We start from the raw sequence: 20,419 nt of genomic DNA, 5'->3' as shown, positions 1-20,419 counted from the left end.
GCAGGTATCTTCAGATTAAAAGCATCGCTGAATCATTTTCTTGTCTGGTTAATAATGATTACACAGCTGACTATACCAATAAAACTGAAGCTGCCACTGAAATTATGGACAAAATAAATACCCTCTCTACCGAGAAAATTTAACAAATACATGACATCATTAAAAATATGGAGTAATTTTGTTTGTCAATAAAAGTAAATGAAAGACCTCCTGCTCCTTACGCCGCCTTTTACCCAACTCAATACGCCTTACCCCGCAACGGCTTATTTGAAAGGTTTTTTAAATACCAAAAACAAATCCGCTTTTCAAATGGATTTAGGTATTGAAGTAATTTTGGAGCTCTTTTCAAAGCAAGGGATGCAAAATATATTTAACCAAGCCACAAAGGTTCCTTCAAGAACCTTAGAAACATCTCAAAACCTGCAACGTATTTATTCGCTTCGAGAGGAATATATTAAAACCATTGCAGCGGTAATCAAATTTCTGCAAGGCAAAAATCAAACTTTAGCTCGTCAAATTTGTAGCGGTAATTTTCTCCCGCAAGCGGCCCGCTTCGAACAGTTAGATGATATGGAATGGGCATTCGGCTCTATGGGAATGCAGGATAAAGCCAAACATTTAGCCACACTTTACCTCGAAGATTTATCCGATTTTATTATTGAATGCATAGATGAAAATTTCGGCTTCAGCCGCTATGCCGAACGCTTAGGAAGAAGCGCCAATTCTTTTGACGAAATGTACGCCTATCTGCAAAAAGAAACCACTTATATCGATACCATTACACTAAAAATCCTCGAAGAAAAACTCAACAAAGTGCAACCAAAACTGGTCTGCATTTCTGTTCCCTTTCCCGGAAACTTATACAGTGCTTTTCGTATCGCCCAATTCATAAAAAAACACTATCCCAACACAAAAATAGCGATGGGAGGAGGTTTTCCCAATACGGAACTCCGTGATTTAAAAGATAAAAGAGTATTCGAATTCTTTGATTTCATCACACTAGACGATGGCGAACTGCCAATTGAATTACTTTTAGAAGCAGTTTGTCACACTGAGCTTGTCGAAGTGCCTCTCAAAAGAACTTTTTTACTCGAAAACAATGAAGTAGTTTATAAAAACAACAGTACCCAACCCGACTACAAACAATCTCAAGTTGGCACGCCTGATTATTCCGATTTGCTGTTGGATAAATACATATCAGTTATCGAAATCGCCAACCCTATGCATAGTTTGTGGAGCGATGGCCGTTGGAACAAACTAACGATGGCACACGGTTGCTATTGGGGAAAGTGCACATTCTGCGACATTTCTCTCGATTACATCAAAGTATACGAACCAATAGCCGCAAAATTGCTAGTAGATCGAATGGAAGAACTAATAGCACAAACTGGCGAAAATGGTTTTCATTTTGTAGACGAAGCTGCCCCACCGGCATTGATGCGTGAACTGGCGTTGGAAATTCTCCGTCGCAACCTAGCCGTAACTTGGTGGACAAACATTCGCTTCGAAAAAAGCTTTACTAGCGATTTATGTGTATTACTGAAAGCATCAGGCTGTATAGCCGTTTCAGGAGGGTTAGAAGTAGCTTCCGATCGATTGTTAGCGCTAATTAAAAAAGGCGTAACCGTTGAACAAGTCGCTCAAGTTACCAGCAATTTCACCGAAAGTGGTATCATGGTACACGCCTATTTGATGTATGGCTATCCAACCCAAACCATTAAGGAAACGGTAGACAGTTTAGAAATGGTGCGCCAATTATTCGAATTGGGTGTAATCCAATCCGGTTTTTGGCATCAGTTTGCCATGACAGCGCATAGTCCGGTAGGCTTGTTTCCGGAAGCATTCGGAGTAATTCCCGAGCTAAATGAAATTTCATTTGCCAATAACGATATTCAGTTTAAAGACAAAACAGGTATTAACCACGATAAGTTCAGTTTCGGATTGAAGAAGTCGTTGTTCAATTACATGCATGGCATTGGTTTCGAGTATGAGTTGCAGGATTGGTTTGATTTCAAAATCCCCAAAACAACCATTCCCGCTGACTTTATAATTACGTCATTAGAGAAAGAACAATTGTTGTCCACAAAACCTTCGGCCAAGATTATTTGGCTGGGCGGAAAACCAAAAACCGAAATATTTAGTAAATACAAGAAAGGGCATTCCTGGGAAATGATGCAATTAAGTTTTCACAGCAATACCGGAAAAATTGAAATCGCAGTAGAAAAAGAGAAAGGCGAGTGGTTGGCAGCAATTTTAGATACCCTATCGGTAACAAATCAAAAAGGCCAGACTTTTGCCCAACTTAAAGCCGATTTTGAAACGCAGTTTGATGATTTTGAATTGTTTTGGTATTCAAAGCCTATGGTCACTTTGCGCGATTTTGGTTTGCTGACTGTGTAGTTTTTTAAAAAATAATCTTGCTTAAGAAATCTTAAGAAAACTCGAGTAGGGTTTTTTTAACACTATATGTTTAAGCCAATATAGATTGATTTACTAACAGTATTGTTTCACAACATTGAATTTGAAATAGTATTTTAGCCGATAAACATCATTAAAGAACGTATCCTATGAGCAGAAAAATAAAGTTTTTAATTTTTGTAATTGTCGTGTTAGCCGTTGGTTTTTTTGCCGTTCGCTATTATGTGTATCACGGGGGTAAACGCGACATACAAGCTGAAGATACTGCCTTTACTGTAACTTCTGCCGCTATAGTTGCCGAGTTTACTTCTAATGTTGAGGCTTCTAATAAAAAATATTTAGAAAAACCGATAGCGGTTTCCGGTACGGTAACTTCGGTAAAAGGTACTGAAGTAATATTAGATAATACAGTAAATTGCAGTTTTACTACAGCCAATACCATTGTCAAAGTGAATCAAAAAGCAACAGTCAAAGGTCGCGTAGTTGGCTTTGACGATCTTTTAGGAGAACTGAGGCTAGATCAATGTAACATATCAACCAATAAATAAAATCAAAATGAAATTAAGTAAAATGGCGGGTTCAGCGCTCTTGCTCATTGCTTTTCACACAGCAAGTGCACAAGATTTGATGAGTGAACTCGATTCGGTGCCAAAACAAAAAGAAATTACCGCATCAGCTTTCAAAGGATTGCAAGTTTGTAGCATGCAGTCAACTAAAATGACCAACAAAAACGAATGGTATTTTTTAGTGTCTCACCGCTTTGGTGATTTAAAAGAAGGAATTAATAATTTCTTCGGTTTCGATAACGCATTAACTAAAATTGGTGGGATTTATGGAGTGACCAATTGGTTAAACATCAGTTTAGCTCGTCACACTTATAATAAAACTTTTGAAGCCGGTTTAAAATACCGATTGGCCAATCAAATGGAAGATGGTTTTCCGGTTACTATAGTTGGCTACAATACTTTAGATGTTAACGGTTCTAAGTTCGATAAAGCTTTATACCCTAATTTCAAACAATCTAATCGTTTAGCTTATTCAACCCAATTGTTGATTTCAAGAAAATTTTCTGATGCAATTTCACTCGAAGTTGTTCCGGTGTACATTCACAAAAACCTTTATGATTTACAACCCGGGACAGATAAAAAAGACCAATTTGTAGTAGGTATGGGTGGTAGATGTAAAATATCAAAACGCATTAGTTTCAATTTAGAATATGCAGCTCGTGTAAACCCGGAAGAGCATGAATACTATCACAATCCGTTAACAGCAGGTTTTGATATTGATACCGGAGGTCACGTATTTCAGTTGGTTTTCTCCAATGCACAACCAATGAATGATATTGCCTATTTTACCAATGCTACCGGAAAATGGAATGGCGGAAGTGTTTATTTTGGATTTAATTTATATAGAGTTTTTTAAGACTATGAAAACAGTAAAATTTATTTTGTTAATCGCCTTAGGTTCATTTGTTATGTCTTGTGAATCCGATACTTATGCCGATGTTTTTGGGTATGTTGAAAATCCTACCTACAAAGCCAATATAAAACCTTTAATGAGTGCACAATGTGTATCCTGCCACAGTACAAATGGTACCGAATCGAGTTCGCCATTAGAAACTTACCAAGAGGTTGTTGATTACGCTGAGTCAATTTCATGTCGTCTTGATGGAAACTCCTGTGCATTGATGCCGCAAAGCGGAAAATTACCACAAGTACAAATTGATATGTTTAATGCCTGGATTGCCCAAGGTTTAATAGAAGAATAAAAATTATGAAAAAAGTAATAATCATCGCAGTAGCATTTTTAATGAGTGGAATGGTTTTTTCACAAAAAATGCTAACCCGTTCAGGAGAAATAAAATTTGACGCTACCGTTCCCGGTGCAACCGATTTAGTTTATGCAACCAATAGTACAGTTTCCAGTATTTTTGATAAAACTACCGGTGATTTAGTGGTACAAGCTATGGTCAAATCGTTCAAATTCAAATTGCCATTGATGGAAGAACATTTCAATGAAAATTATATGGAAAGCGATAAGCTGCCAAAAGCCAGTTTCAAAGGAAAAGTGTTGAGCTATGATGGTAAATCAGGAAATTATGATGTTGAAGGTGACTTAACCATTCACGGAGTTACCAATAAAATTAAAACCAAAATGACCTTGGCTGCTGATGGCAATAAGCTGATTATTTCGGGAGGATTCAATATTAAGTTAGCAGACTACAAGATAGCAGTTCCTGCACTGGCCAAAAAGACCTTGGCGGAAACCGCCAAAATTACTTTAAAATTACCCATGGAAAACAAATAGTTTTCTGTAAACAACCTAATCAAATAATATAAATACCACAATTAAAATGAAAAGAGTACTACTGAATTTAGGTTTAGTTGTTATGTTATGCTTTGGTGCCAATATGAATGCACAAACTGCAGGGACATTAACATTTACCTATACTCAACCACAGCCTACGAGCCCTTCCTTAAATCAAGGAGTTAAGAATGTTTACGCCGTTTGGATTGAAAATGGTACCGGAACATTTATTAAAACAAAATGCCGTTACACTTCTACATCAACAGATGACCATTTGCCTACTTGGGCCAGCAAATCAGGATGTTCAAGCACCACAGTAGCTACAGGATCTACTTGTAATACTACTGATGCTTCTACCGGAGCCACAAGAACTACTTCCACAAGCCCAACTGCTTTTGGTGCCAAAACGATTACCTGGGACGGAAAAAATGTAGTAGGAGCTACCAATGGAACTACCGTTGTAGATGGAACCTATAAAATTTGGGTAGAAAGTTCCTGGAATGATGGTGCCAATAATATTCACAACGAGTTAATTGGCTTTACTTTTACCAAGGGTCCTAACGAGCAAACACTTACTCCAACCGGAGATACTTACATTAATTCGGTTACCTTACATTGGTTACCAACGGCTTTGTCGGTAGAGCAAAATTTAACAGAAAATCCGGTAGTTGTTATCTACCCGGTTCCTTCAAAAGGCATTTTTAATATTGATGCAAAAAACGAAGTGAAAAGTATCAAGGTATATGATTTGTTGGGCAAAATAGTTTACCAACAGGAAATGAAACAATCGGTTGTCAATACTACGCTTAGTGTTGATTTATCTAATGTGACAGCGGGTAATTATATCATTAGTTTGCAAAACGATAATGGCGTTTCCAATTATGAAGTCATAGTTAGTAAATAACCCAATTTTTTACTAAACTGTAAAAGCACCTAAATTCAAAAATAGGTGCTTTTTTTATTTTGTTTTTTCTAAAATGGCAGACAGTCCATCAGTGCTGTAGGTCTTGAAATTCCCTTTTTCATCTGAATAAATCAGATAAGCTTGTAATTCCGGATGCTGTTGTAAAAATACTTTCGCTTTATCCAATCCCATAACCAAAACCCCGGTAGCATTTGCATCAGAGGCAATACATTGTTTTGAAAATATAGAAGCACTGAGTAAATTGTTTTTGGTAGGATAACCGGTTTTCGGATCAAGGTGGTGAGCATATTTTACTCCGTTTTCTATAATAAATCGGCGGTAATTTCCCGAAGTAGCTAATGCCAAATTTTCAAGATTGGCAATAATGTTATAAGGGTTTTCACTTTCTTTATTGTCATAAGGTTGTTCAATGCCAACTTTCCAGTTTTCGCCATTCGGTTTTTTACCATGAGCATAAACTTCACCGCCAATTTCAACAATAAAGTTTCGAATTCCTTTTGATTTCAAAAAATCGGAGACTACATCTACTGAATAGCCTTGGGCAAAAGCGTTAAAATCAAGTGCTACTCGTGGATCTTTTTTAATGATTCTTTTTCCTTTTAAGGCAATCAAATCAAAGCCTACAAATTGAAGCATACTGTCGATTTTGGATTGTTCTATTTTTTGTTTTTTCCCCGGCCCGAAGCCCCAAGCGTTGACTAATGGATACACTGTTGGGTCGAAAGCACCGTGAGTGTTTTTCCAAACTTCTTTGGCTTTTTTAAAACAAGTAATAAAATATTTATCGACCTTTACATTAGGTTTATTAGTGTTTATTTTTGATATAATTGAATTGGGAATATAGGTAGAAACCGACAAGTCAAATTGTCTTAAAAGCGTATCGATTTGGGTTTGCCAATTTCTGTTTTTTTTATCAAAATAAGTAATATGATAAGTAGTGCCTTGGGCATAGCCTTCTAATTTAACGGGTTCTTGTGCATAACTCAATGCTACACAAAAAAGAAAGCCAATAATGATAATTTTTTTCATAAAATAAGAGCTCAAATTGGTCAAACAAATGTAGCTTTTTTATCTGCTATCCGCCCTTAAATAATATTAAAAATGCCTTAATCCTTAAATTGAAATACGAAGAGATTTAGATCAAAAACCTTGATAACTTGTTAATTTCTTTTGCATATTCTCGATCACAGCATATTTATTTAGATTATTTTTAAAGATTGTAATCAAATTCAGAATACTGAAAAAATGACATTAAAAAAGACATTTCCTAAGATACTTTGGTTGATAATCTCCTCGAGTATATTCTTTATAATACTCTATTTTGCATTGTTTTATTATACCAAAAAAGCAGAAAAACAAGTCTATGCTAATTCTGTTGAACATTTTGATAATGAGGTGAGTAAGTTGTTGGAGGTTAATGCAAAACCTATATTGGTAGCCATTAATAATGATACGAATTGGGATGAATTTGTAAACTTTATCAAAGATAGAAATGTAAAATGGTATAATGAATCGATAGGTAATGAATTGAATATTTATGAGGCTGACTATCTGGGTGTATACGATGTGAATAAAAAATTTATAATCAGAACGGAAACACCCAAAATAAAATCGGTAGACTTCATTCCTAAAGCTGAAATGGACTTGTTGAACAAAGTGGGCATCAACAAATTCTATATGAAAATTCCGGAAGGAATTGTTGAAGTCACCGGAGCCGCAATTCACCCTTCAGATGATCCATTAAAAAATAAAACAAAGGCTTCAGGCTACTTCTTTGTGGTTAGATTATTAGATCAAAAATTCATCAAAAATTTAGAAAAATTAACTAGTTCTTCTATTGAAATTCTTGACAATTACGCAGATTTAAACGAAGAAAAAAACAAAATAAGATCGTTAAGTCCCCTGAAAGATTACAACAATCAACTGGTGGCAGAGCTTTCTTTTAAAAGAAATTTTGCAGTCTATTTTGAAAACACTACCAACTTACTCTATGTTATCATAGTGGCGTTCTTTGTAAACCTTTTGGTTAATTTGATTTACACCCGAAGATTAGTGTATTATCCCTTAGACTTAATACGAAGAGTGCTGGAAACCGGTAATAAAAAAGCCATACGTGAGTTAAAGAAAACCACAGGGGAGTTTAGTTATATTGGTAATTTATTCGAAGAAAACAGCAATCAAAAAATAGAGTTGATAAAGGCTAAAATCAAAGCGGAGGAAAGCGATAGGTTGAAGTCATCCTTTTTGGCCAATTTATCACACGAGATTCGAACCCCAATGAATGCTATCAATGGATTTACGGAACTCATTATCAATACCGATATCAATGAAACAGAAAAACTGGAGTATTTGAACGTTATCGAAAAAAGCGGAAAAAATCTGGTTTCCATTATTGATGATTTGATTGAAATGTCAAAAATTGATTCGAATCAGATTGTGCCGAATTTTGCAGTAGTTAATTTAGAATCTTGCGTCAATGAGCTTTATGAAACCGTAAAAATTACGATTAAAAATAAGGCAATCGATTTTAAATTGATTAAAAGTAAAACTCCTGCTGAGTTCAATATACTAACCGATGATATCAAATTGAAGCAGGTTATTATTAACTTATTGACGAATGCCATCAAGTTTACCGATGAAGGAGAAGTTACTTTTGGTTACGAAATTGACGAAAAAAGAGACCTCATCAATTTCACTGTCAGAGATACCGGACTGGGTATTGATGAAGACAATCACAAAAATATCTTCGATCGATTTAAACGTGTAGATAGTGATATTTCTATCAAAGTGGGAGGTCTTGGATTGGGCTTAGCCATTTCAAAAGCTTATGTCGAATTGTTAGGAGGAACAATAAGTCTGGAATCAAAAGTTGGTGTAGGCTCTACGTTTTATTTCTCTATTCCGTTGAAGTATGCCAAAGTAGAGCATATAGTGGTAAAACCAATCAACAACATTGAGTTAATCAAATCAGAAGAAGAAGTTATCCTGATTGCCGAAGATGATAATATCAATTTCCTATTGTTCCAAAAAATGATGCAGAACAAAAATTTCAAAATTTTGCGAGCTATCAATGGGCAGGAAGCGGTTGATATTTGCATCAATAATCCCAATATAGATTTGGTGCTAATGGATATCAAAATGCCATTGATGAATGGTTTCGAAGCTTTAGAACAAATAAGACCAATTCGTCCTACCTTGCCTATAATTGCTCAAACGGCCTATTCTTCATCGGATGACAAACTTAAAATTGAAGAAGCCGGTTTTACCGATTACATCACAAAGCCTTTAAATAGAGAGCGTTTATTTGAATTAGTAGATAAATATTTGCGTAAAAAAAACGAAAATGAAGCATAATAAAAGGCTATTAGTATTACTTTTTATGATAGTTTCAGCTATCGGTTTTTCACAGGAAAACGAGTCTGAAAAAGATACGGTAAGCATAGCAAACGAAAAAAAACTCGATTTAAATGTTGATATTGTCAGTCGCTATCTTTGGCGTGGACAATGCTGGGGTGGTGATTATGTAGCAGTTCAACCAACGATTGAATATGCTGTAACGCCTAAATTTTCGTTAGGTTTTTGGGCGACAACCAATTTCAAAGGAGATTATTTTTATCCGGATGGAGAAACAGCTTACAAAGGATATCAGGAAATCGATTTTTATGCCACTTACCAACTTAATGATTTTTTACAGTTTCAACTTTGGGATTATTATTGGCCCTCTGTGAGTAAAGTAGAGGGAGTTGATAATGGTTTCTTCAATTATGGCAAAGACGGAACCAAAACCGTAGACGCTATGTTGTACTTCGATTTTTCGGAAGGCTATAAATTTCCTTTTAATGCTACGATTAGTACTTTAGTTGCAGGAAATGATTACCGTTATGATGCTGATGGCGAAAATCCGAAACAAAATTTCACTACTTATCTAGAGCTCGGTTATACTTTTACTTTATTTGAAAAATCTGCTTCTAAAGTCCTTAATTCAATTGAATTAGCGCCGGTAATTGGTGCGGTTTTAAATAATAAAGCGGAGTACTATTCGTATGCCGATTATGATGAAGCTTCTTTTGTGAATATGGGACTCAAAGCCACTAAGGAATTTGATTTGGGCAATGGAATCACTATGCCATTATCTTTAAATTATATTCACAACGGAGCGAAGAACAATACAGAAACATTCGGGAAAAATTTTCTAGTAGCAGGAATTAGTTTCAGTTATTAAGATAAAAAAAAGCTCCAATTCAATTGGAGCTTTTTTTATACTGGTTCGCCGTAAAGGTCAAATTCGGTAGCGTCAATAATTTTTACGTTGACAAAATCTCCTGTTTTCACATAGAATTTAGCAGCATCAATCAATACTTCATTGTCTACATCCGGACTGTCAAATTCGGTTCTTCCAATAAAATGTTGGCCTTCTTTTCTGTCGATGATGCATTTGAAGGTTTGTCCGATTTTCTCTTGATTCAAATCCCAAGAAATTTGCGATTGTAAATCCATGATTTCTGCAGCACGAGCTTGTTTTACCTCTTCCGGAACATCGTCTTCCAATAAATAGGCGTGAGTGTTTTCTTCATGTGAATATGTAAAACAGCCTAAACGTTCAAATTTCATTTCCTGAACCCAATCTCGCATGGTTTCAAAATCTTCCTGAGTTTCGCCCGGATAACCAACAATCAAAGTGGTTCTGATGGTCATTCCCGGAACGGCAGCACGAAAATCTTGTAATAGTTTGGTTGTTTTTTCTTTGGTCGTTCCTCTTCGCATTGATTTCAGAATGTTGTCTGAAATGTGTTGCAACGGAATATCGATATAATTACAAATTTTTGGTTCGCGTTTCATCAATTCCAACACATCCATCGGAAAACCGGTAGGGAAGGCGTAATGCAATCGAATCCATTCAATGCCTTCTACTTTTACTAAGTTTTCAAGCAGTTCAGCCAGATTTCTTTTTTTGTATAAATCCAAGCCATAATAAGTCAAATCCTGAGCGATAAGAATTAGTTCCTTTACACCGTTTTTAGCTAATCCTTCAGCTTCTTTTACCAACTTTTCAATCGATTGGGAAACGTGCTTGCCACGCATTATGGGAATAGCACAAAAACTGCACGGACGATCACAGCCTTCGGCAATTTTTAGATAAGCATAGTTTTTTGGAGTAGTAGTCAAACGTTCGCCAAGTAGTTCATGTTTATAATCGGCACCAAGAGCTTTTAATAACAATGGTAATTCGGTTGTCCCGAAATATTGATCTACATTGGGAATTTCTTTTTCTAAATCGGGACGGTATCTTTCGGAAAGACAGCCGGTCACAAATACTTTATCTACCAGACCTTTGTCTTTTTTATCAGCATACTCCAAGATGGTATTTACCGACTCAGCTTTGGCATTGTCAATAAAACCGCAAGTGTTGATAACCACTATGTTTCCTTCCTGTTCGTGTACTACGTCTTTGCCGCTGGCCTTTAATTGTCCCATCAAAACTTCACTGTCGTAAGTGTTTTTGGAGCATCCCAGCGTGATGACATTGATTTTATTTTTCTTTAAAGACTTAGTTCTCATAGATTTAAAATTGGAGTGCAAAATTACGCTTTTATTTCAAATTAAATTGGTTGCATGACTGTTAAAATAAAAAAACCACTTTGTATAAAGTGGTTTTAATTGTTTCTGATGTATTCTGTTAAAAATTAACGGAATAACTCAAGGTTACGTTGTTATTGTATTGACTTATTCTTGCCGGATCAATCATGCCGGAAGAAATTAACGCTTGATTCATTTTTCTGTGTTCGTAAGAGTAAGCCAAATCCAATCGGCTTTCTCCGAAGTTATAACCAATCCCCGTAGAATATCCAGTTAGGTCACCAAAAGTGGCATCAACTTTATACGGACTTTCATCAAAATGATATCCACCTCGTAAACTTAGTTGTTTGATTTTATACTCACCACCAATACGAACTTCAATAGCTTTATCAAGGTTGTTTTTCATTTGGTCGTTTAATATTTTATAGGTTGAATCATATTTAGGTTTGAATCGGGTTGTGCTGTAATCTTTGGTTGAAACATCAACGCTCAACAACCCTTTTTTGCCAAAAATATAAGCAGCACTTCCGGTCCATTTGTAGGGTGTTTGAATTTTATAGGCCGGATAAATCATGATGGTGTTTGGATCTACAACAACTGCATTGTTTTGCGAATAACAATCAGCGCAAATTACTTGTCTTTGTTCGTCTTCTAGTCGGTACCAAGTTGGTGATTCATAGGATAATCCCAAACGCAAACTTTTAGTAGCTTTGACTATGGCGCCAAGATTGAATGAAAATCCTTGACCAAATGTGTGGGTTTCGGTATCAAATTGAAGCGATTGTAGTTTTGTTAAATCGTTAATATTATAATCTTCATAGACTGAAGTAATTCTTGTCAAATCAGTAAAATGAAAATTTAAATTAACTCCTAACGATAAGATGTTTTTATAAACTGTGGCAAAATTAATAGTCCCTTTGCCACTGTAACCGGTTGTGTTCTCATAATAGTCCTGATAATAATTATTGGAAGTAGGAACATTGGAAGTATAAAGAGTGTTTCCGGGTGTATCACTAACCGGATTGATAGCATACCCTTGATAACCAAAGAAAGCTTGTTGTGCCTGAAAGCCATTTATATTAGGGTAATCACCATCCGGCAAACCTCCCAAGTAATTGTATAAATCGGCATAGGTTTCATTAGGTAAAGTTTTTAATAATTCTAAAGGAATTCCTCCTGAAGCATTTGCTTGGTTTACAAAATATTGGCTGATAGAATTGTAGGGGTTAATTCCTGCCGAAAAAATGCTGTTATTGAAGTTGTTATTGTTTTCATAATTCACTGCAATTGTGAATTTTTTCCAATCGGTTTTCGAATTGTTATCAGTAAAAACGAAAACAACTCCAGCCTGATTTAAATCGAATGAATTGTCATTCTCTTTTGTTTTGGTTCCGAAATAACTTGAACTGTTTTTAACATTATAGCTTGTTAATGTTGCTGTAGCATAATTGTTGTTAAAAAAAGTAGAGCCGGCGGGGTTTTGATTTAAAGCGGATAAATCGCCTCCTAATGCTCCAAAGGCTCCACCCATAGAGCGGAATCGGGCGGTTCCTGTAATGTTTTCAACGGCAAATCTTAGAGCATCTTGCTGAGTGGCTTCTTGAGCTTGTGTCGTTAAAAAACTAAGCCCGGTCAATAATAATAGTATGTTTTTTTTCATTGCAAATTAATTTTTGTTCAAAAAAAACCTATGCAATTGTAAACAAAGACATAGGTGTGTTTTAAAATAGTATGATATTATCTTCTTCCGCCGGATGATGATCTTCCACCACTAAATCCTCCACCTCCACCGCTGCTACCTCCGTAGGTTGATCTTCCTCCACCATAATTGCTGCTTGGGGTGTAAGAGCGAGTAGGGGTCGATTCTGTTGATCTCACGTTACCTCTTGTTGGGTAGTAGTGTTGTTATAATTTTGATTGGTGTTTGTTCGTGGCGAACTGAAAGAATTATTTCTAACGGTGTTATTAGTTGTATTAGAACGAGTGTTATTGAAGTTTTGGTTTCTGCTGCCAAAGTTTTGGCTTCTGGTACCGTTTGATATTAAAGAATTTCCTCTGTAACCACGTGTGTTATTGGCATAGCTTCTTCCATTTCCATTTCTTGCACCATAGTAGGCAGTACCTCTTCTTCCGCCGGCATAGGAATAGTAATAATGATTATAATAATTACCACACCAATTGTTGTATCCATATCCGTAATATCCTCCGTACCAAGGACTATACCAGCTATTCCATCCAAAACCTAAACTCCAACTTGGTCCGTACCAGCTGTTCCAACCCCATCCAAAAGATGGCCCATACCAACTGTTCCAGCCCCAATAACTGCCGTACCAATAGTTGTTCCAATAACTCCAACCCCAATTGTTGTCATAAACATTTACGGTTATTGATTGTGGGTTGCTCCCCCAGCCAGAATTATTGTCGTTATAACTTTCAACTTTTTTTACAGAGTCATTGGTTACAGTGCTATAGTTGTCAACATTTGTGAATACTTCAGCATCTTTATTTAAATCGCTGAAATATTCTTGATATTTATTGCTTTGGCTTTTTTCGTTTGAAGCGGCTTGCTTGTTATTGTTTTCAGAATTTCCGTAAACACCATCTCCGTCATAATAAGAACTGTTTTGGTAAGAGCCACAAGAAGTAATGGCAAGAGCCAAAAATCCAAATAGGGAATAAATGGATGCTCTTTTGCCGGATAAATAATAAGTTTTCATATCTATAGCATTTTATATTGTTGGACTATACAAAAATAGTTAGTTTTGCCGAACTATTTAGTTAAAAAAAGTTAAACAATTTTTATGCCAAACTATTCATTATGAGTAAAAACTTAACAAAGAGAACGGAAGACTATTCCAAATGGTATAATGAGCTGGTGGTTAAGGCTGATTTAGCCGAAAACTCAGGGGTTAGAGGTTGTATGGTTATCAAGCCATACGGCTACGCTATTTGGGAAAAAATGCAAGCAGAATTAGACAGAATGTTCAAAGAAACCGGACACAGTAATGCCTATTTCCCTCTTTTTGTGCCCAAAAGCATGTTTGAAGCGGAAGAAAAAAACGCTGAAGGCTTTGCGAAAGAATGCGCAGTAGTTACTCATTACCGACTAAAAAATGATGAATCCCGTCCTGGGAAACTGATGGTCGATCCGAATGCTAAATTAGAAGAAGAACTTATTGTTCGTCCAACTTCAGAGGCTATCATATGGTCGACTTATAAAAACTGGGTACAGTCTTATAGAGATTTACCTTTGTTAATTAACCAATGGGCCAATGTAGTGCGTTGGGAAATGAGAACTCGTTTGTTTTTGCGTACGGCTGAATTTTTATGGCAGGAAGGACATACTGCTCATGCCACAAAGGCAGAAGCCATTGAAGAATCAGAAAAAATGATGCATGTGTATGCTGATTTTGCCGAAAATTTCATGGCCATCCCTGTAATCAAAGGATTAAAAACAGAAACGGAACGTTTTGCCGGTGCTGAAGAAACTTATTGCATTGAGGCTTTAATGCAGGATGGAAAGGCACTACAGGCAGGTACATCACATTTTCTTGGTCAAAATTTTGCTGAGGCTTTTGATGTTAAATTTGCCAATCAGGAAGGGAAACAAGAATATGTTTGGGGAACCTCATGGGGTGTTTCAACTCGTTTGATGGGAGCCTTGGTGATGACACACTCCGATGATAATGGGTTGGTGTTGCCTCCCAATTTAGCGCCTATTCAAGTAGTCATTGTACCCATCTTTAAAACGGATGAAGAATTGGATAAAATTTCAGTGGTTGCAAATGAATTGGTGACTCAATTTAAAAAGATTGGAATTTCAGTTAAATTTGATAACCGAACTACTCAGAAACCAGGATTTAAGTTTGCCGAATGGGAATTGAAAGGGGTTCCGGTTAGAATGGCTATTGGACCAAAAGATTTGGAAAACGGAACATTTGAAATTGCCCGCCGCGATACATTGACTAAAGAAGTTGTTTCGAATGACGGAGCAGTCAACTATATTGCTGACTTATTAGCGCAAATTCAGAAAGATTTATTCAATCGTGCCTTGGAATTCAGAAATACACACATAACCGAAGTCAATTCGTTTGAAGAATTTAAAGAGGTGTTGGAAAATAAGACCGGTTTTGTATCTGCCCATTGGGACGGAACTCCGGAAACGGAAGAAAAAATCAAAGATTTGACCAAAGCCACCATTCGTTGTATTCCTTTAGATCAAAAAGCTGAAGAAGGAAAATGCGTTTTTTCAGGAGGTAAATCTACTGGCAGAGTGCTGTTTGCAAAGGCTTACTAACAAAAATCAGAAAAAAAATAGTTGCAGCCTTGTGTGATTGAAAAATAGTTGTATTTTTGCAACCGCAATTTTAAGCAAAGATGGCCCGTTCGTCTATCGGTTAGGACGCCAGGTTTTCATCCTGGTAAGAGGGGTTCGATTCCCCTACGGGCTACTAAATTATCAGGCTTAAAATTGGCCCGTTCGTCTATCGGTTAGGACGCCAGGTTTTCATCCTGGTAAGAGGGGTTCGATTCCCCTACGGGCTACAAATTAGTTGTAAATTAGTTTTATAAAGCAAAAGTGAAGTGTCTCTCGTTTTTGTTTTATTAGTTAAAACCAAAGTGATTTTATAATTGTGGGAGGTTTTTCTTTTTTAACTAAATAGTTTATTATTAATTACAATTAAATTACAAGAAAATGGCAAATCATAAGTCAGCTTTAAAAAGAATCAGAAGCAACGAAAAGAAAAGAGTGTTGAACAGATATCAACACAAAACCACTCGTAACGCTATCAAAGCATTGAGAATGGCTACAGATAAATCTGAAGCGTCTTCAAAATTATCTACAGTTATTTCTATGATTGACAAATTAGCTAAGAAAAATATCATTCATGATAATAAAGCAGCTAACTTAAAATCTAAACTAACGAAACACGTTTCGAAGTTATAATCTAAACAGATTATTTTAAGATATAAAAAAAGCACTCAGTTTTGAGTGCTTTTTTATTTTATGTAAAGTTCTGATTAAAATCGGGTTTTCAAATCTTCCAGCATTTCCTTAGTTATCGGCTTTGATAAGAAATCAACCACGATAGGGTATTTCTTGGCCTGATTCACATCGTCTGGATCTATCGTCGAGGAAAGCACAATGAATTTGGCATCCGGGAAAAGGTTTTGATAGCCTTTTTGCAAATAAACTTCCAAAAATTCCCAGCCATTCATTACAGGCATGTTCAAATCTAAAAAGGTTAATTTAGGATACGATGCACTAGCATCATTTGGGTTTTGGGCCAAGTCATGAAAGTATTGAATAGCTTCTTCACCGTTTTGTGCGGTGAGTATTTCTTTGGCAAATTCGACTCTCTCAATTACTTTTTTACAAAGCATGAGCGTTATTGGGTCGTCGTCTACACAAAAGATTTTATCTAGCATTTATTAACTGTTTTTAAAAATTATAGTAAAAGTGGTTCCTTTCCCGATTTCGCTTTCTACCGTTATGGTGCCACCCATAGCTTCTACTTGTGATTTTACAAGATACAAGCCTAGTCCTTTACTGTCAGGATGGTTGTGAAAACGTTGGTACAAACCAAATATCTTGTCTTTGTTTCTTTGTAAATCAATGCCAATTCCATTATCCTTAAACGTTAATACAAGGTTGTCGTCTATAATTTTTGAGGAAATAGTAACTCTCAGTTGTTTGTTCTCTGAGCGGTATTTTATGGAGTTGGTGAGTAAATTTAGAAAAATACTTTCTAAGTAGGACTTATTTATATTTAAAATAGTCACTTCTTCTAAATCAATCTTAAGGATGGGCTTGTGAAGACCAATTAAAAAACTCAATTGATTGAAAACGTTTTCAAAAATCTCCTTAATTAAGACTTTCTCTTTTTCAATAGATGGATTGTCTTTAATGATTACCACTTTCACCAAATCATTTATGGTTTCATTCAGTAAATGTGTCGATTTGGAAAAACCGTTAATTATCTCTTTCAACTCAGGATCGGTTATCGTCATGTCGTCTACCAAATTCAGTAATCCGGTTAAATTAGATAACGGTGCTCTCAGGTTGTGCGATGTGATGTAGGAGAATTGTTTTAAGTCTTTATTGTTTTGGGTTAATTCTCTAATCAGTTGTTCTCTTTCTTTCTCTTTTTCTTTTTCTTCGGTAATATCTCTTTGGATTGAAATCCAGTGGGAATGTTCGCCATCCTTGTTGGTTACCGGTATCATGGAAAAATTTATCCAAAATTCCTCTTTGTTTTTCTTGTAGCTAATCGTTTCAACAAAACATTCTTTATACTCTTGAATGGCGGTTTTTAATTTGTCAAATTCCAAAATGTCTGATTTCTGACCGAAAAACATCACGGGTGATTTTCCAATAACTTCTTCTGCCGGATACCCTGTCATATCAGTGAAAGCCGAGTTGACGAAGATGATATTCGGAATCACATTTTCCGAAGTGTCAATGTCAGTAATCATGACCGCATCTTTGGTTTGCGTAATTACCGTTTCCAACAATCGAAGGCGTTGTTCTTCCTCTTTTTCTTTAGTGACATCCTGAATGGCTCCAATCATACGAATAGGCTTTCCGTCTTTGTCTTTTACTAAAAATCCTCTATCGAATACATATTTATAGGTGCCGTCAGCACATTGAAAACGGTATTCATCCTGCCATTTTTCAGTTTTTTGCTCCAAAAAGGAATATAATTTCACAGACATCTTTAGGCTGTCTTCCGGATGAATTCGGTCAAACCACCATTTGGATGTTTTGCCGACATCTTCTTTTTTATATCCGAAAACACCTTGAATTCCTTTGTTCCAAATAAAACTATCTTGTTCAATTTTCCAATCCCAAATGGTATCGCTCGTGGCTTTGGCAACTATATCATATCGTTCGTTTGACTCTATGATTTCGTTATTGGTTTCCTGAAGCTTCTCAAAAATAGATTCATTTTTTTTGTCGTTTCGGTATAAAATGTATTTAAAAACAAAACCGGAAAACAGAATTAAAACAAGATCTTTTAAGTAACTGTATCTTAAAATGGTATCAGGGATATGGTCAGAAGAAAGATTGGCAACAATTTTATGACCAATAACAGTCACAAACAGTAATATTAGGACGTAGGTAAGCGTTGTTTTATTGGAATTATTTTTCATTACTCCAAATATATAGATTTTCATATAAGTTTTAAAATTTGCCTAAAAACTTATCAAGGATTTTATAAACTTTTGTCCCAATTTTAATAAAGTGTAAACTAATTTGTTATTGGTTTTTTATCTGAAAATAAAGTGTACCTTTGCACCCACAAAAAAGCACACATGGAATCTATTAGAAACATTGCAATTATTGCCCACGTTGACCACGGAAAAACGACTTTGGTTGACAAAATTATGTATCACTGTCAATTATTTCGTGAAAACGAAAATACCGGTGATTTAATTCTTGACAACAACGACCTGGAGCGTGAGAGAGGAATTACCATCACATCCAAAAACGTTTCGGTGGTTTATAAAGGAACCAAAATCAACATTATTGATACTCCCGGTCACGCCGATTTTGGTGGTGAAGTAGAACGAGTATTGAATATGGCTGACGGTGTTTGTCTTTTAGTAGATGCTTTTGAAGGGCCAATGCCACAAACGCGTTTCGTGTTGCAAAAAGCCATCGATTTAGGATTAAAGCCTTGTGTGGTAATTAATAAAGTAGACAAAGAAAACTGTACTCCGGAAGAAGTACACGAAAAAGTTTTCGACTTAATGTTTGAATTAGGCGCTGAAGAATGGCAGTTGGATTTCCCAACGGTATACGGTTCAGCTAAAAATAACTGGATGTCTGACCACTGGGAAAACCAAACGTCAAACATAGAGCCTTTGTTAGATATGGTAGTAGCCAATGTACCGGCTCCAAAAGTATCCGAAGGAACACCACAAATGTTGATTACTTCTTTAGATTTCTCTTCTTTCACCGGTCGTATCGCGATTGGCCGTTTAGAAAGAGGTGTTTTAAAAGAAGGAATGCCGATTTCTTTAGTAAAAAGAGACGGGAAAATAATCAAATCCAGAATCAAAGAACTACACACGTTTGAAGGTTTGGGTCGTAAAAAAGTAGCTGAGGTTGTAGCCGGAGATATTTGTGCTATCGTAGGAATTGAAGGTTTTGAAATTGGAGATACTATTGCCGATTTCGAAAATCCTGAAGCGTTACAAACCATCGCTATCGATGAACCAACCATGAGTATGTTGTTTACGATTAACGATTCACCGTTCTTTGGTAAAGAAGGAAAGTTTGTGACTTCACGTCACATTAAAGATCGTTTGGCCAAAGAGCTTGAGAAAAACTTAGCTTTAAAAGTGGGTGATACTGATTCAGCCGATAAATTCATGGTATTTGGCCGTGGGGTATTACACTTATCGGTTTTAATTGAAACCATGAGAAGAGAAGGTTATGAATTGCAGATTGGGCAACCACAGGTAATCATCAAAGAAGTGGATGGTGTGAAATGCGAACCAATCGAAGAATTGACTATTGACTTACCAGAGCATTTATCTGGTAGAGCGGTAGAGTTTGTTTCGGTTCGTAAAGGAGAAATGCTATCTATGGAAGGAAAAGGCGAGCGTATGATTGTAAAATTCAACATCCCGTCACGAGGAATCATCGGGTTGAGAAATCAATTGTTGACTGCCACTGCCGGTGAAGCTATTATGGCACACCGTTTCATTGGATACGAGCCATTCAAAGGTGAAATTCCGGGAAGAAACAACGGTTCGTTAATCTCTATGGAGAACGGAAAAGCGATTCCTTACTCTATTGATAAATTACAAGACAGAGGAAGATTCTTTGTTGATCCTAACGAAGATATTTATGAAGGTCAGGTTATTGGTGAAAATACCCGTAGCGATGATATGACGGTGAATGTTACCAAAACTAAAAAACTATCAAACGTACGTTCTTCGGGAGCCGATGATAAAGCCAGAATTATTCCGGCCATCAAATTCTCTTTGGAAGAAGCCTTAGAATACATTCAAAAAGATGAGTATGTAGAAGTAACACCAAAATCGTTGCGTTTGCGTAAAATATACTTAAACGAAAACGACAGAAAACGTTTTAAAATGTAATTTTAGTTTTCAAAATATATAGAAAACCATCAACGAAAGTTGGTGGTTTTTTTGCCTAAAAATTTCGGACAACCAAAA

18 protein-coding genes and 2 tRNA genes are annotated in these 20,419 nt (G+C 36.1%); 13 read left to right on the top strand and 7 right to left on the bottom strand.

Annotation, left to right across the window (positions count from 1 at the left end):
- The first annotated feature begins 198 nt into the window (after positions 1–198).
- The 6 genes from GUU89_RS00930 to GUU89_RS00905 all read left to right on the top strand — a co-directional run bounded on the left by GUU89_RS00930 (position 199) and on the right by GUU89_RS00905 (position 5,629).
- Complete coding sequence (locus GUU89_RS00930; protein WP_162126184.1) at positions 199–2,400, top strand: B12-binding domain-containing radical SAM protein; 2,202 nt, start codon at positions 199–201, stop codon at positions 2,398–2,400.
- A 167-nt stretch (positions 2,401–2,567) separates the two neighbouring features.
- Positions 2,568–2,966 (top strand): OB-fold protein, encoded by a 399-nt coding sequence (locus tag GUU89_RS00925; RefSeq protein ID WP_162126183.1) that lies wholly within the window; start codon positions 2,568–2,570, stop codon positions 2,964–2,966.
- Between the two features lie 7 nt (positions 2,967–2,973).
- Entirely contained in the window at positions 2,974–3,840 is an 867-nt protein-coding gene (locus GUU89_RS00920; protein WP_235921915.1) for a DUF5777 family beta-barrel protein, read from the top strand.
- 4 nt (positions 3,841–3,844) lie between these two features.
- Entirely contained in the window at positions 3,845–4,186 is a 342-nt protein-coding gene (locus GUU89_RS00915; protein ID WP_162126182.1) for a hypothetical protein, read from the top strand.
- 5 nt (positions 4,187–4,191) lie between these two features.
- Positions 4,192–4,725 carry a YceI family protein gene (locus tag GUU89_RS00910; protein WP_162126181.1) on the top strand — a complete coding sequence of 178 codons (534 nt, stop codon included), beginning with the start codon at positions 4,192–4,194 and terminating at the stop codon, positions 4,723–4,725.
- Positions 4,726–4,771: 46 nt separating this feature from the next.
- The gene (locus GUU89_RS00905) at positions 4,772–5,629 is read left to right on the top strand and encodes a T9SS type A sorting domain-containing protein (RefSeq protein WP_162126180.1); all 858 of its coding nucleotides are present in this window, start codon (positions 4,772–4,774) and stop codon (positions 5,627–5,629) included.
- A 54-nt stretch (positions 5,630–5,683) separates the two neighbouring features.
- On the opposite strand, the gene GUU89_RS00900 is transcribed toward GUU89_RS00905, so the two are convergent.
- The gene (locus GUU89_RS00900) at positions 5,684–6,679 is read right to left on the bottom strand and encodes an FAD:protein FMN transferase (RefSeq protein ID WP_162126179.1); all 996 of its coding nucleotides are present in this window, start codon (positions 6,677–6,679) and stop codon (positions 5,684–5,686) included.
- Between the two features lie 216 nt (positions 6,680–6,895).
- Between GUU89_RS00900 and GUU89_RS00895 the strand changes: the two genes are divergently transcribed.
- Together GUU89_RS00895 and GUU89_RS00890 are read left to right on the top strand one after the other, a co-directional pair.
- Complete coding sequence (locus tag GUU89_RS00895) at positions 6,896–9,004, top strand: ATP-binding protein (protein WP_162126178.1); 2,109 nt, start codon at positions 6,896–6,898, stop codon at positions 9,002–9,004.
- Complete coding sequence (locus GUU89_RS00890) at positions 8,994–9,872, top strand: TorF family putative porin (RefSeq protein ID WP_162126177.1); 879 nt, start codon at positions 8,994–8,996, stop codon at positions 9,870–9,872. Before GUU89_RS00895 ends, GUU89_RS00890 begins: the two co-directional genes overlap by 11 nt.
- A 35-nt stretch (positions 9,873–9,907) precedes the next feature.
- On the opposite strand, the gene rimO is transcribed toward GUU89_RS00890, so the two are convergent.
- From rimO to GUU89_RS00870, 4 genes are all read right to left on the bottom strand, one after another.
- Positions 9,908–11,209, bottom strand: a complete 1,302-nt coding sequence (rimO, locus tag GUU89_RS00885) for a 30S ribosomal protein S12 methylthiotransferase RimO (protein ID WP_162126176.1) — start codon at positions 11,207–11,209, stop codon at positions 9,908–9,910.
- 118 nt (positions 11,210–11,327) lie between these two features.
- Positions 11,328–12,887 (bottom strand): OmpP1/FadL family transporter, encoded by a 1,560-nt coding sequence (locus GUU89_RS00880; protein ID WP_162126175.1) that lies wholly within the window; start codon positions 12,885–12,887, stop codon positions 11,328–11,330.
- Positions 12,888–12,964: 77 nt separating this feature from the next.
- A complete protein-coding gene (locus tag GUU89_RS00875; protein WP_162126028.1) occupies positions 12,965–13,105 on the bottom strand; it encodes a hypothetical protein in 141 nt (46 codons plus the stop codon).
- Positions 13,102–13,944 carry a hypothetical protein gene (locus tag GUU89_RS00870; RefSeq protein WP_162126174.1) on the bottom strand — a complete coding sequence of 281 codons (843 nt, stop codon included), beginning with the start codon at positions 13,942–13,944 and terminating at the stop codon, positions 13,102–13,104. Before GUU89_RS00870 ends, GUU89_RS00875 begins: the two co-directional genes overlap by 4 nt.
- Before the next feature lie 101 nt (positions 13,945–14,045).
- Between GUU89_RS00870 and proS the strand changes: the two genes are divergently transcribed.
- The 4 genes from proS to rpsT all read left to right on the top strand — a co-directional run bounded on the left by proS (position 14,046) and on the right by rpsT (position 16,175).
- Positions 14,046–15,524, top strand: coding sequence for a proline--tRNA ligase (gene proS, locus GUU89_RS00865; protein WP_162126173.1), 1,479 nt, complete (start codon positions 14,046–14,048; stop codon positions 15,522–15,524).
- A gap of 82 nt (positions 15,525–15,606) precedes the next feature.
- Positions 15,607–15,678, top strand: a tRNA-Glu gene (locus tag GUU89_RS00860).
- A gap of 22 nt (positions 15,679–15,700) precedes the next feature.
- Positions 15,701–15,772, top strand: a tRNA-Glu gene (locus tag GUU89_RS00855).
- Positions 15,773–15,923: 151 nt separating this feature from the next.
- Entirely contained in the window at positions 15,924–16,175 is a 252-nt protein-coding gene (gene rpsT, locus GUU89_RS00850; RefSeq protein WP_162126172.1) for a 30S ribosomal protein S20, read from the top strand.
- Between the two features lie 74 nt (positions 16,176–16,249).
- On the opposite strand, the gene GUU89_RS00845 is transcribed toward rpsT, so the two are convergent.
- The gene (locus GUU89_RS00845) at positions 16,250–16,657 is read right to left on the bottom strand and encodes a response regulator (protein WP_162126171.1); all 408 of its coding nucleotides are present in this window, start codon (positions 16,655–16,657) and stop codon (positions 16,250–16,252) included.
- A gap of 3 nt (positions 16,658–16,660) precedes the next feature.
- Positions 16,661–18,406: a PAS domain-containing sensor histidine kinase gene (locus tag GUU89_RS00840; RefSeq protein WP_235921914.1), complete on the bottom strand. Its 1,746-nt coding sequence runs from the start codon at positions 18,404–18,406 to the stop codon at positions 16,661–16,663.
- 138 nt (positions 18,407–18,544) lie between these two features.
- On the opposite strand from GUU89_RS00840, the gene typA reads away from it, so the two are divergent.
- Positions 18,545–20,341: a translational GTPase TypA gene (gene typA, locus GUU89_RS00835; protein WP_162126170.1), complete on the top strand. Its 1,797-nt coding sequence runs from the start codon at positions 18,545–18,547 to the stop codon at positions 20,339–20,341.
- Positions 20,342–20,419: the final 78 nt, after the last annotated feature.

It is taken from the genome of Flavobacterium phycosphaerae, assembly GCF_010119235.1.
In the GTDB taxonomy this organism is placed as follows: domain Bacteria; phylum Bacteroidota; class Bacteroidia; order Flavobacteriales; family Flavobacteriaceae; genus Flavobacterium; species Flavobacterium phycosphaerae.
The sequence above is the reverse complement of the archived record's forward strand: the minus strand, read 5'-3'. Positions and strand labels throughout refer to the sequence as shown.